The organism is Aeromonas sp. FDAARGOS 1416, assembly GCF_019048085.1.
Lineage (GTDB): Bacteria > Pseudomonadota > Gammaproteobacteria > Enterobacterales > Aeromonadaceae > Aeromonas > Aeromonas veronii.
Map to the genome: position 1 here is coordinate 3,279,574 of NZ_CP077301.1, position 13,371 is coordinate 3,292,944.

The following is a 13,371-nucleotide window of genomic DNA, read 5'->3' on the forward strand; positions in this document are numbered from 1 at the left end:
GTCAGATCCTTACCGGTTGGCAAACAGGTCGCTGAGCCAGCGGTTTTCAAAGCGGCCGTGGGGGTCGAGCTCGGCTTTCAACGCCACGAAGTCGTTCCAGCGCGGCAGCAGGGCCGGGAAGTCATAGAGATCCATCGCCAGATGCTTGCCGAAGTGGGGAATGCCACCGAGCGGCACCAGCAGTTGCTGCAGCTCGCGCATCTGCTCCATGGAGCCGTTGACGAAGGTGCCGTCCGCCGCCAGATAGACCAGAAAACCAATCCAGCAGACCGACTGGCCATAAGCGGCACTGAGCCAGGCCTCGGAAGGGCCGGTGCAGCGCAGGATAAAGGGGTAGTGCAACACGCCCGGGTTGGTCTGCTGCCAGGCCTGCAGGGTCTCCAGTGCCTCGTTCATGCGATGAAGCGGTACCGCCACCTCGCAGTTGATCTGGGGTGCCGGGATCCCCTTGCAGAGAATTTGGTAGACGTTGCCCACCAGATCGGAGGCATCCTTGAAGCGGCGCACCGTCTCGAAGTGCTCGCCAGCCAACGCCTCATCCTTGGTATCTTTCGCCATCTTCTGCAAGGTGGCGTCGATAGTGGCATTAAGAGCAGCGTTCATGTGGGCGTCGATATCGCCATCCAGCAGCAGCGGCTCGCTGCCACCGGCACGATAGCGGGCTACCTCCTCATCAGAGGCGGGATCCACCAGCCAGATGTGGCTTTCGCCGGTCCAGGCAAACCACCAGCTCTTCACAAAGCCGTGCTCGCGGTTGAGCCGCTCGTTGTGTTCCAGCAGGAAGGGGTAGTCGGTGGTGAACTTGGTGCAGCGCATAATGCGATTTGGCACGGTGCGCAGGGTGACGTCGAGCAGGATGCCGAGCATCCCCATCCCCATCACGAAGGCGCCGAAGCGCGGATCAGTGCGATCCACCAGGATGATGTCGCCATTGGCCAGCATCACCGTCATCGCCTCCACCGCATCGCAGAGGGCAGACTGGTGCAGCCCCTGACCGTGGGTGCCGGTGCTGAGGGCGCCGCCCAGGGTCTGGATGCCGATGACACCGGGGGATGCGGGAAGCATCCGCTCCATGGCGATCAGCTCGGCATAAACGGTATCGAGCGGCGTCCCCGCCTGATAGGTCACGGTATCGGCAGTTTTCGCCAGCTGGCCGCGCAGGTGGTGCAAGTCCACCAGCAGTGCCTGACTGCCCTCGGCATAGACGCTGTGGATGGGTTCGAAGGAGAGGCCGGAGCCGATAAGGCGCAGCTTGCGCTCGGGGTGTTCCCGCAGCAGCATTTGCAACTCGTCGCGGCTTTTCGGGCGCCACACCTGATCCAGCGCTCCGAGGGGATTGGTTCTCGACCAGTTGAACAGCACCTCCCGATTACCGATCGCCTTGATGCTGTGAAATGCCTGGAACTGAACCGTCATACCGCGCCTCATCTTTTACTGACGTCAAAATGAGCGCTGATTCTACCGAAAAGTGAGCCGCAAGGCATGAAAAACAAGCCCCTGCACTCGAGGGGGGATAGGGAGAGAGCACTCCCCTACCCTGCCAGACGGGAGCGTGGCCGCCCGTCTGTCACCGATAGATCAGGTCGCATTCGGGATGCCTCGCACCCCATCTGGCTGCCGGGTCTGAGCCTCTTCCGGCAGCAGCTCCTCGCAGAACTGGCGCAGCGGCATGGGGCGGGCAAACAGGTATCCCTGTAAATAATCGACCCCTTTGGCCCTGAGGTAGTCAGCCTGACGCTCACTCTCCACCCCTTCCGCCACCAGCGCCAGACCGAGCCGGGTCGCCAGATCGATCACGTTGTCCACGATATGCTCCGAGAGCGACTCGGTACCGATGCGGGCAATAAAGGATTTGTCGATCTTGAGGTAATCCACATGGAACTGCTGCAGGTAAGCCAGGCTGGAGTGGCCGGTGCCAAAGTCGTCGATGGCAAGTTTGACCCCCATCTCGTCCAGCTGGCGGAACAGGGAGAGGGTCTGGGGATCTGACATCAGCAGCTCCCGCTCGGTCAGCTCCAGCACCAGTACCACCTTGCCGGGGAGGAAGTGACCGAGAAAGGCGCGGCACTCGGCCAGCAGGGCAAAATCGTGGCAATGGGCGGCGCTGATGTTGAAGCTGATATGAAACCCGTCGGGCAACTGCTCCTGAGAGCGGTTCAACCGTGTCGCCACCTGCTTCATGATATGGGTGGTCATGGGGACGATCAGTCCCGACTCCTCCGCTTGCGGGATAAAGAGATCGGGCCGGATCACCCCTTCATTGACATGCTCCCAGCGCATCAGCACCTCGGCGCCCATCATCTTGCCATCGTGGCTGGCAATCAGCGGCTGCAGATAGGGAACAAACTCCCTGGCCCGCAGGGCGCGTCGCAACTCATCTGTTGGCGAGCCGGGACGCCCCAGCACCCACCACACCAGCCAGGCCAGTAAAAGCGAGGAAACAGCCAGCCACGACAGCGCCACATGCCGCGCGGCCCACAGCGACTTCCAGTAGACCGGCATGGCATAACCGGCATGGATGGTGAAAGGATAATGGGATGAGCGGAGGGCCTGGCTGATCCCGCGATGGAGGGTGGGCGCCTCGCTCAGATAGCGGCCAGACTCATTGAGCCAGGCCGATCCCACCTGCAGATAGAGCGCACTGGATTTTCCGCTCATGGAGAGCATGAAGCTGAGCTGGGTACTGTCGATGGCGCTCAAGGCGGCATCCTTGCCCTGTTCGGTGCGCACCACCAGCAGCGGGTGATTTTGCCGCACCCGGTTGCCACTCATCAGCAACAGCTTGCGGCCGGTGTAGATGGAGCCGTCATCGGCATCATTGGCCTCACCAAACAGCGAGGTGCAATTGATGATGCCGTTTCGCACCAGATTGACCGAACGCAGGAAAGGCTCGATGGCGACCTTCTTGCGCAGCACCAGCAGGTTGTCGTGACAGGGAGCATTCACCAGAGGCAGCACAGAGCGATTGGCCTGCTCCGCATGATCCAGCATCGACTCCATCAGGGTTCTGGCCTTGTGGGCCGAGGCGCTGGATTCCGCTTTCAGCTCCTGCACATAATTGCTGTGGATGAGCCAAGCTCCCACCAGCAGCGGCAGGGTAAAGACCAGCAAGGCACCGCCGAAGCGTAACCCGGTTCGGGAGAGATCGATCCTGAACAGAAACATAAAGAACCACGCCGCAATTCGTCAGGCCTGCCAACGCAAGCACCCAGTGAACAGATATCCACTTTCCCTCGATAACGATGCCTCATCATTACCGCACATAACCGAACAACATAACCCAAAGCGTTTATAAAACGAACCACCAAACAGGTGGTTGGATCTCTCTAGCAAGGATCGTGCAAACAATCTTCAAAAAAGACGGTGAATAACACACAAATAAATAATGCCGCGTAAATACGCGGCATTATTGGCTTCTTATCGCGCAAATCGCGCAAGAACTCCGTTAAACGGCTTGTTGCAGGATCACCGCATCGGCCTTCTTGGTGTAGGAGGCGATCTCGTTGAAGTTGAGGTAGCGGTAAGTATCTGCCGCAGTGGCATCCAGCGCCTTGGCGTACTGCAGGTACTCCGCCACAGTTGGGATCTTGCCGAGGATGGCGGCAACGGCGGCCAGCTCCGCTGAGGCCAGATAGACGTTGGCACCTTTACCCAGACGGTTCGGGAAGTTACGGGTGGAGGTGGAAACCACCGAGGCCCCTTCCGCTACCCGCGCCTGGTTGCCCATGCAGAGGGAGCAGCCCGGGATCTCGATGCGGGCACCGACGCGACCAAAGATGCCGTAGTAACCCTCTTCGGTCAGCTGATCCTTGTCCATCTTGGTGGGCGGCGCAATCCACATGCGGGTCGGCAGCTCGCCCTGATACTTCTCGAGCAGTTTGCCGGCGGCACGGAAGTGACCGATGTTGGTCATGCAGGAACCGATGAACACCTCGTCGATCTTGTCGCCAGCCACGTCGCTCAGCAGACGGGCGTCGTCCGGATCGTTCGGCGCACACAGGATCGGCTCCTTGATGGTGGCCAGATCGATCTCGATGATCTCGGCATACTCGGCATCCTTGTCCGCTTCCATCAGGGTCGGGTTGGCCAGCCACTCTTCCATCCCCTTGATGCGACGGGTGATGGTGCGTACGTCGCCGTAGCCTTCGGAGAGCATCCATTTCAGCATCACGATGTTGGACTTCAGATACTCGATGATCGGCTCTTTATCCAGCTTGATGGTGCAACCGGCAGCGGAACGCTCGGCGCTGGCGTCCGCCAGCTCGAAGGCTTGCTCCACTTTCAGGGTCGGCAGACCTTCGATCTCGAGGATGCGGCCGGAGAAGATGTTCTTCTTGCCCGCTTTCTCGACGGTCAGCAACCCCTTCTGGATGGCGGCGTAGGGGATGGCATGGACCAGATCACGCAGGGTGATGCCCGGTTGCAGCTCGCCCTTGAAGCGCACCAGCACGGACTCCGGCATGTCCAGCGGCATCACGCCAGTGGCGGCGGCGAAGGCCACCAGACCGGAGCCCGCCGGGAAGGAGATGCCGATGGGGAAACGGGTGTGGGAGTCACCACCGGTACCCACGGTATCCGGCAGCAGCATGCGGTTCAGCCAGGAGTGGATGACGCCGTCACCCGGACGCAAGCTCACACCACCGCGGTTCATGATGAAGTCCGGCAGGGTGTGGTGGGTCTGTACGTCGATGGGCTTCGGATAGGCCGCGGTGTGGCAGAAGGACTGCATGGTCAGATCGGCGGAGAAGCCGAGACAGGCCAGATCTTTGAGCTCGTCGCGGGTCATCGGGCCCGTGGTGTCCTGAGAGCCGACCGTGGTCATCTTGGGCTCGCAGTAAGTGCCCGGGCGAATGCCCTTCACGCCGCACGCCTTGCCCACCATCTTCTGGGCCAGGGTGAAGCCTTTACCGGTATCGGCCACCGGCTGCGGGCGACGGAATACGGTGGAGAACGGCAGACCCAGCGCTTCGCGGGCCTTGTCGGTCAGGCCGCGACCGATGATCAGCGGAATACGGCCACCAGCGCGCACTTCGTCGATCAGCACGTCGGTTTTCAGTTCAAACTGCGCCAGCACCTGCTCGGTGCCGTGCTTGCAGATCTTGCCGGCAAACGGGTAGATGTCGATTACATCGCCCATTTCCAGCTTGGAGACATCCACTTCGATAGGCAGAGCGCCAGCATCTTCCATGGTGTTGAAGAAGATCGGGGCAATCTTGCCACCCAGACAGACACCGCCAGCGCGCTTGTTCGGCACGAACGGAATGTCGTCGCCCATAAACCAGAGCACCGAGTTGGTGGCGGATTTACGGGAAGAGCCGGTACCGACCACGTCACCCACATAGGCCAGCGGGAAGCCTTTCTCTTTCAGGGCATCGATGGTCTTGATGGGGCCGACGGCGCCATCCTTGTCCGGAGTAATGCCGGGACGGGCGTTTTTCAGCATCGCCAGCGCGTGCAGCGGAATGTCCGGGCGGGACCAGGCGTCCGGTGCCGGAGAGAGGTCGTCGGTGTTGGTTTCGCCGGTCACCTTGAACACGGTGACAGTGATCTTCTCGGCCAGCTCCGGGCGGGAGAGGAACCACTCGGCATCAGCCCAGGACTGCATCACCTGTTTGGCGTGGACATTGCCCGCCTTGGCCTTCTCTTCCACGTCGTGGAAAGAGTCAAACATCAGCAGGGTGTGAGAGAGCCCCTTGGCGGCAAGCGGCGCCAGAGTGGCGTGATCCAGCAGGTCGATCAGCGGTTGAATGTTGTAACCACCCTGCATGGTGCCCAGCAACTCGACAGCTTCGGCGGCAGTCAGGATGGGAGAGTGGGCTTCGCCCTTGGCGACGGCGGTGAGGAAACCGGCTTTGACATAGGCCGCTTCATCAACACCGGGGGGAATACGGGAGGACAACAGCTCTTTCAGAAAGTCTTCTTCGCCAGCGGGCGGGTTCTTGAGCAGCTCAACCAGGGCGGCGACCTGCTCTGCATCCAGAGGTTTGGCAACCACGCCCTCGGCGGCACGTTCTGCGACGTGTTTACGGTATGTTTCAAGCACGACTAATTCCTCTTTGGTCTTTTTTTGGGGTTCGCCCACGCTCGCGGCGATCGTCCTTGCGGGACACCCCGTAGGGTGCTCCCCACTATATAAGTTTTAACGACTAATTAAAATCCAAACCCTGTTTACTTATTCACCACAAAATCGTAACCAATTAAACAGACTGGTATTTTTTGAAAATTAATTGAACGCTCTCAACCAGATTTAACAAATTGGCATCATTTCGGCATTATTCGAACGTACTGCCCAATTGCAGATAGAAGACGTCATTGCCCCCCTCCGCCATGCCGTAGCCGAGGAACACAGGACCAAGGAAGCTCTCCACCCCGACATAAAGCGAACCGGCGGTGAAGGAGCTCTCCAGACTGATATCCTCACCCTTGTTCCAGACCCCGCCCTGCTCCAGAGATCCACCCAGATAGAGCGGCATCTTGAGGGCACCAAAGTCATTGTCTGCCACCCGATAGATGTAGCGCAGGCCACCAAACAGGCTGTAGCGACCGCTCAGCTGGTAGCGCTGGAAACCGGAGAGGCGGAACAGTCCGCCCAGATCCTGAATATGCAGCGGCACCACCTCTTCACTGCCCGAGCCACCCCCTTCGAGGATCAGGTTGAGGCTGTGCCTGTCCCATGACCAGGGCTTGATCATGGAGAGTTGATAATTCCAGCCTTCACTGCGGCCATCTGCCGACTCGAGTCCATCCACACTGACGTGTGAGTGGCCCAGTTTCATGTCCCATTTCATCCCCTGATAGGGGAAATAGCGGCTATCCAGATTGTCGTGTTCAAAGCGGACATAGGGGCCCCACGCCGTGGCATCCATCTCCAGCCCCTTGAAGTTCTTCACATCAATCGTGCCCAGTTGTCCCTCCAGCCCCATCGACAACCGGCTCCAGGGCTGGCGGTTCCAGCCCACCGCCAGATCACCGCTGAAGAAGGAGTATTCGGAGTCGAGATAGCTTATCGAAACCGCCTCGGGATCCGGATTGGGGAAAAACAGGCGGCGCAGGGTCTGGTCATAGGCCAGACTCGCCTCACCATAGAAGGTCTGGGAGGGTTCGAGCGGGGTATAGAAGTCGGTCTTGATATGTTTGGCCGTGCCCAGCGACGCCTCGGTCAGCCACTCGGCCCCCCACTCGTTGACGTTGGTGAGGGTATAGGACATGCCGACGTTGTAGTTGGAGGTGTTCTCGAAGTCATCGGTGAAACCGAACTGGAAGTTGAGGTAGCCCGGCCCCCAGTTCTTCTCGCTGGCATCCACCAGCAGCACGTTCTCCCCATCACGCTCCTCCACCTCGTAGGTGATGCGATCGAACGACTCAAGGGCATAGAGGCGGCGAATACCCGCTTCCAGACTCTCATTGGTCTGTACCTTGTCCGGCCGCACTTTCAGCATGGCGCGCACCGTCTCGTCGGAGAGGCGCGACTTGTTGATGATCTCCACCTTGTCGATGAAGTAGGCGGGCTGACCGCTACGCTCGGCACGGCGGCTCAGCTTCTGGTTGCGATAGGCGTTGTACTGCGCCTTGGTGAGCGACAGCTTATCGAGTTGCAGCGACACCTTGTCAGCCGCCGTCTCACCGATCTTGATCCCCTCCGGCATCCGGGCAAAGTCGGCGATCCCCATATCGCCAAACTCGGGGGCGATCAGAATATCCTTCGGTCCCATCAGCGCCTTCTGCTTGTCGGTGCCCACCTGGGTCATGTAGGTGGTGAGCTGGTCAATCATCGCCAACCCTGACTTGAGGGACTCCCGGGTACGCAGCTTGGCACCGATATCCACCGCGATCACCACATCGGCCCCCATCGCCTTGGCGACATCCACCGGCATGTTGTTGACGCTGCCGCCGTCCGCCAGGATGTGCCCCTCCCACTCCACCGGCTTGAGGGCACCGGGAATGGACATGGAGGCCTGCATCGCCTTGGCCAGGCTGCCGTGATCCAGCACAAAGGGGGTGACCGTCTCCATGTCGGTCGCCATGGCGCGGTAGGGAATGGGGAGATCATCGAAGCTCTCCTGCACCGGCAGGTTGGAGGTGGCCCCCCGCAGCAGGCTGGCCATGGATTGGCCCTGGAAGAAACCGTCCGGCAGCTGGGTGGTGTCACCATTCACCCCGATGTCGGTGCGCAGCTGATACTGCTCGTTCTGCTGCTTCTTGCGCAGCGACAGCTCGTCGCGGCCAACCTTGTCCTGATACCCCTTGTTCCAGTCGATGGCCAAAGTGGTGCGCTCCACCTCCTCGGCACTGAGCCCCATGGCATACATCCCCGCCACATAAGAGCCCATGCTGGTGCCGACTATGATGTCGACCGGAATCCGCTTCTGCTCCAGCACCTTGAGAATGCCGATATGGGCCGAGCCCTTGGCGCCGCCACCACTGAGCACCACCGCAATTTTCGGGCGCTCCCCCTGTGCCGCCACAGCCAGCAGCGGCATCGCCGCCAACATCACCAAAAGCAGACGGGTCCATCCCGCACCTAAGCTGCGCATCATATTTTCCATATTATTCAGAGGGTCAGTCACCAAGGATGGCCTCTACTATAAGGGGCCCGGCAGTTAGCGCAACCGTCAATCCGCATCCCGCCTGTGCTGCATGGCGAAGGGGCAAGTCGCCGCCCCTGTGAGCGCAAACGTAATCCGCAAATAAAGGGCTGCAAGCCTCATGGGTACCGCCGCGCTGCCGCTAATATGAGCGTCGTCAATCTCAACCTTTTGAGCACCTTTATGCTGGCAACCCTCACTCTTAAACAGAAAATACTGGCCACGGTCACCCTGGCCGTGGTCGTCTCCTGCTTGCTGGTAGGCTACTTCAGCCAACGCTCGGCCCAGCAACTGATCGAAAACCGGATGTTCGAGCAGGAGCTCCCCAACCTGACCCAGCGGATCAGCAAGGAGATTGAACAGGATCTCCACGGCATCGCCCAGGCCGCCCGCCAACTGGCCACCGACCGCTTCATCCTCGACTGGGTGGATCGGGGCATGCCCAAAGAGCAGGAGCCAATCCTCATCAACCAGCTCAAGGATGTGGCCAACCAGTATGGTCTGGTGACCGCCTCCTTCGCCGATCGCCAGACCGCCGCCTACTACAACCAGGATGGCTTTCTGCGCAACCTGACCCCGACACAGGACGCCTGGTTCTATGACTACACCAAGAGCCAGAAGGAGATGACCCTCAGCATCTTCCGCGAGAGCAACGGCGAGGTGAAGCTGTTCGTCAACTTCCAGCAGCTCAACGGGCGCGGGCTGGCCGGCTTTGCCAAATCCCTCGACACCATGGTGACCATGGTCTCCAACTTCCGGCTGGAAGAGAGCGGCATCGTCTTTATGGTCGATGGCAGCGGCAAGGTGAAGCTGCACCCCGAGGCCAACCGCATCGAGCGTGACACCCTTGGCAACATTGCCAACGGTGATACCGGCAGCCTGCTGGCCAAACGCCCCTTTGCCGTCATCAACGCCGAAGTCAATGGCGAGCCCATGGTACTGGCCAGCAGCTATATCCCTCTGCTCGACTGGTATCTGGTGGCCCAGGTGCCAGAAGCCGAGATCTATGCCGAGCTGGATCAGACCCGCAACGAGATCCTGATGATCTCGCTGGTGATTGCGCTGGCCATGGGGCTGATGGGGATGCTGCTGGCAGGCTCGGTCAGCCGCCCGCTCAACGAGTTGGCCCGCCTGTTCAAGGAGCTGGGCAGCGGCGATGGGGATCTCACCCAGCGCCTCAAGGTGGAAGGACGTGACGAACTGAGTCAGGTCGCCACCGGCTTCAACAACTTCGTCGCCAAGATCCACGGCTCCATCGAGCAGGTGGCAGAGAACTCCCGCCAGCTCGCGGCCACCGCCAACGAGGTGGCCAACAAGGCACAGCTGACCCAGCACAACTGTACTGCCCAGCGCGATCGCACCGTACAGGTGGCCACCGCCATCCACGAAATGGGGGCCACGGTGAGCGAGATCGCCGGTAACGCCTCGCTGGCAGCCGAAGTAGCCAGACAGGCCAACGATCAGGCCGATGCGGGCGCGGTAGTGGTGGCGCAGGCGCGCCACGGCATCGTCGACCTCTCAGGCGAGATTGAGCAGGTGGCAGGGGTTATCGAATCGCTGGCCAGCCAGACCGACTCCATCGGCAGCATCCTCGAAACCATCCGCAGCATCTCGGAGCAGACCAACCTGCTGGCACTGAACGCCGCCATCGAGGCCGCTCGCGCCGGTGAACAGGGTCGCGGTTTCGCCGTGGTGGCAGATGAAGTGCGCAATCTGGCCAACCGCTCCGCCGCCTCGACTGCCGAGATCCAGGGGATGATCAACCGCTTGCAGGAGCAGAGTGCCCGCGCGGTCAGCGCCATGGCGCAGGGGCGTAACCAAAGTCTGGAGGTAGTGAACCAGGCCGATGAGGCCAACGCCGCCCTCGGCCAGATCACCGCCCACATCACCCAGATCAACGACATGAATATCCAGGTCGCCACCGCCACCGAGGAGCAGTCCAGTGTGGTCGGCGAGATCAACCGCAACGTGGAAGATATCAACCAGCTCACCATGGAGACCGCAGATATCGCCCACCAGCTGACCGAGTCCAGCCGCAGCCTGCAGCAGCTCTCCGGTCAGCTGGACAAGTTGGTTGGCAACTTCCGACTCTGACCCCGACCTTGGCCTTGGCCTTGACCTAAGCCATCAACAACAGAGAGCGCCGTGGCGCTCTCTGTTGTTTTGGTGGCGGCTAATCCGATATAGCACAGTCAGCCCTTGCCATCCCGTTTGCGCTGATACATCAGCTCATCCGCGCGGGTGAGCAGCTCGGCCAGGGAGACACAGCCGTGCCCGTCATAGCAGACAATCCCGGTGCTGCAGGTCAGCGCATAACTGCAACCACTGTGCTGATTGTGCTCGGCCAACATGGCATTGAAACGCTCATAGGCCAGTTGCGCCTGCGCCTCCATCACATTGGGCAACAGGACGGCAAACTCATCGCCGCCCATGCGGGCAAACACGTCTGCGCCCCGAAAAGCCTGCTTGAGCAGAGTGGCAAAGGCGATCAGAGCCCGATCCCCTTCTGCATGCCCCCACCGATCGTTGATCCCCTTGAAGCCATTGAGATCCAGATAGAGCAGCGCCAGCGGCATCTGCAAGCGACTGGCCAGCGAGAGGCTCTTCTCCGCCAGCATCACGAACCCGCGCCGATTGGAGATCAGGGTCAACTCATCAATGGTGGCCAGCTGCACCGCTTCGAGCTCCCGCACCACCATCGCCGCCAGATCCTTGAGCAGTCCCACATCCTCCTCACTCAATTCCCGCGGCACCGTATCGATGATGCAGAGCGTCCCCAGTTTGCAGCCGTTGGCGATCCGCAGTGGCTGTCCGGCATAGAAGCGGATGCCGGGCCCGCCCACCACCAGCGGATTGTCGGCAAAGCGGGGATCCTGCGAAGCATCCGGCACGATGAAGGTCTCATTGCCCATGATGGCGTGGCCACAAAACGAAATGTCCCGCGCGGTCTCACGGACCTCCAGACCGATACAGGATTTGAACCACTGGCGATCTTCATCCACCAGACTTACCAGCGCGATGGGGACATTGAACACCCGTCTGGCCATGCGGGTCAGCCGATCAAACCGCTCCTCGGCCTCGGAATCGAGCAAAGAGAGCCGCCGCAGGGTCTCCAACCGCAATGCCTCATCGGGGGGAATGGGTGCTTCTAGCATCGTGCCTCTCTCGTCAGTGCCAAAACCTATCTTTAGCATATTGGGCTTTGTCGAAGTCGGGGCAGCAAGGAGAAAACAAAAAGCCGCTCATTCGAGCGGCTTTTTAGACAAGCGGGGAAGAAAATTACTTTTTCTTCTTGGCCTTGGCGTTCGGCAGGTCGGTGATGGAGCCTTCGAACACTTCGGCAGCCAGGCCCACAGACTCGTGCAGAGTCGGGTGAGCGTGGATGGTCAGCGCGATATCTTCGGCGTCAGCACCCATCTCGATGGCCAGACCGATTTCACCCAGCAGTTCACCGCCGTTGGTACCCACGATGGCACCACCGATGACGCGGCCGCTCTCCTTGTCGAAGATCAGCTTGGTCATACCGTCGGAACAGTCGGACGCGATGGCGCGACCGGAAGCAGCCCACGGGAAGGTAGCGACTTCGAAGTTCAGGCCCTGTTGCTTGGCTTCCTTCTCGGTCAGACCAACCCAGGCCATCTCTGGCTCGGTGTAGGCGATGGACGGGATCACTTTCGGGTCGAAGTAGTGCTTCTTGCCGGCGATAACTTCGGCGGCAACGTGACCTTCGTGAACACCTTTGTGTGCCAGCATCGGCTGGCCAACGATGTCACCGATGGCGTGGATGTGCGCCACGTTGGTACGCAGCTGCTTGTCCACCTCGATGAAACCGCGCTCGGTCACGGCAACACCTGCCTTCTCGGCATCCAGCATCTTGCCGTTCGGCACACGACCTACCGCAACCAGCACGTTGTCGTAACGAACCGGCTCGGCCGGAGCGTGCTTGCCTTCATAGGATACGTACAGGCCGTCTTCGCGAGCTTCAACTGCGGTGACCTTGGTCTCCAGCATGATGTTGAATTTCTTGGCGACGCGCTTGGTGTAGATCTTGACGATATCTTTGTCGGCAGCCGGAACCAGCTGGTCGGCAAATTCCACCACGTCGATCTCGGAACCCAGAGAGGAGTAAACGGTACCCATCTCCAGACCGATGATGCCGCCACCGATAACCAGCAGTTTGCCGGGAACGGTTTTCAGCTCCAGCGCATCGGTAGAGTCCCATACGCGGGGGTCATCGTGGGGGATGAACGGCAGTTTCACCGGACGGGAACCGGCCGCGATGATGGCGTTGTCGAAGGTCACGGTAGTCTTGCCGTCGGCACCTTCCACTTCAAGGGTGTTCGGGCCGGTAAATTTACCCAAGCCGTTAACAACCTGTACTTTACGCATCTTGGCCATACCAGCCAGACCGCCGGTCAGCTGGTTGATAACCTTCTCTTTCCACAGACGGATCTTGTCGATGTCGGTCTGCGGTGCACCGAAGACGATGCCATGCTCGGCCAGCGCCTTGGCTTCTTCAATCACTTTGGCAACGTGCAGCAGCGCCTTGGAGGGGATGCAGCCCACGTTCAGGCAGACGCCACCCAGGGTGGAGTAACGCTCGACGATAATAGTATCCAGACCCAGATCGGCTGCACGGAAAGCAGCGGAATAACCGGCAGGGCCAGCACCCAGTACTACGACCTGGGTTTTGATTTCTTTACTCATCATGACCTCTTTGTCGTTCTTATATCCCCGGACAGCGCAGTCTTATACCGAAACGGGTGGCTGCAGCCGTGAAAAAAAC

The 13,371-nt window shown here is 60.1% G+C and carries 7 protein-coding genes; 1 reads left to right on the plus strand and 6 read right to left on the minus strand.

Features of this window, described 5'->3' with window-relative positions; genetic code table 11:
* Positions 1 to 9: 9 nt before the first annotated feature.
* The 4 genes from I6L46_RS14745 to I6L46_RS14760 form a co-directional block, all read right to left on the minus strand.
* Positions 10 to 1,416, minus strand: coding sequence for a D-arabinono-1,4-lactone oxidase (locus I6L46_RS14745; protein WP_216976146.1), 1,407 nt, complete (start codon positions 1,414 to 1,416; stop codon positions 10 to 12).
* 162 nt (positions 1,417 to 1,578) lie between these two features.
* The gene (locus I6L46_RS14750) at positions 1,579 to 3,165 is read right to left on the minus strand and encodes an EAL domain-containing protein (RefSeq protein ID WP_216976148.1); all 1,587 of its coding nucleotides are present in this window, start codon (positions 3,163 to 3,165) and stop codon (positions 1,579 to 1,581) included.
* A gap of 280 nt (positions 3,166 to 3,445) precedes the next feature.
* The gene (gene acnB / locus I6L46_RS14755; protein ID WP_064339268.1) at positions 3,446 to 6,043 is read right to left on the minus strand and encodes a bifunctional aconitate hydratase 2/2-methylisocitrate dehydratase; all 2,598 of its coding nucleotides are present in this window, start codon (positions 6,041 to 6,043) and stop codon (positions 3,446 to 3,448) included.
* A 229-nt stretch (positions 6,044 to 6,272) separates the two neighbouring features.
* On the minus strand, positions 6,273 to 8,534 hold the full coding sequence (locus I6L46_RS14760; protein ID WP_159164663.1) for a patatin-like phospholipase family protein: 2,262 nt from the start codon (positions 8,532 to 8,534) through the stop codon (positions 6,273 to 6,275).
* A 234-nt stretch (positions 8,535 to 8,768) separates the two neighbouring features.
* Here I6L46_RS14760 and I6L46_RS14765 point away from each other — a divergent pair, with 234 nt between their 5' ends.
* Positions 8,769 to 10,679: a methyl-accepting chemotaxis protein gene (locus tag I6L46_RS14765; RefSeq protein WP_216976150.1), complete on the plus strand. Its 1,911-nt coding sequence runs from the start codon at positions 8,769 to 8,771 to the stop codon at positions 10,677 to 10,679.
* A gap of 98 nt (positions 10,680 to 10,777) precedes the next feature.
* Here the strand turns inward: I6L46_RS14765 and I6L46_RS14770 are convergent, their stop codons facing one another.
* A complete protein-coding gene (locus I6L46_RS14770) occupies positions 10,778 to 11,740 on the minus strand; it encodes a sensor domain-containing diguanylate cyclase (RefSeq protein ID WP_216976152.1) in 963 nt (320 codons plus the stop codon).
* Between the two features lie 124 nt (positions 11,741 to 11,864).
* A complete protein-coding gene (lpdA, locus tag I6L46_RS14775) occupies positions 11,865 to 13,292 on the minus strand; it encodes a dihydrolipoyl dehydrogenase (protein WP_005336123.1) in 1,428 nt (475 codons plus the stop codon).
* Positions 13,293 to 13,371: the final 79 nt, after the last annotated feature.

Excerpts from the sequence above, each read along its gene's own strand:
- I6L46_RS14770 (WP_216976152.1), bottom strand. The coding sequence starts at position 11,740 with ATGCTAGAAGCACCCATTCCCCCCGATGAGGCATTGCGGTTGGAGACC.
- I6L46_RS14765 (WP_216976150.1), top strand. The coding sequence starts at position 8,769 with ATGCTGGCAACCCTCACTCTTAAACAGAAAATACTGGCCACGGTCACC.
- lpdA (WP_005336123.1), bottom strand. The coding sequence starts at position 13,292 with ATGAGTAAAGAAATCAAAACCCAGGTCGTAGTACTGGGTGCTGGCCCT.
- I6L46_RS14745 (WP_216976146.1), bottom strand. The coding sequence starts at position 1,416 with ATGACGGTTCAGTTCCAGGCATTTCACAGCATCAAGGCGATCGGTAAT.
- I6L46_RS14760 (WP_159164663.1), bottom strand. The coding sequence starts at position 8,534 with ATGCGCAGCTTAGGTGCGGGATGGACCCGTCTGCTTTTGGTGATGTTG.
- I6L46_RS14750 (WP_216976148.1), bottom strand. The coding sequence starts at position 3,165 with ATGTTTCTGTTCAGGATCGATCTCTCCCGAACCGGGTTACGCTTCGGC.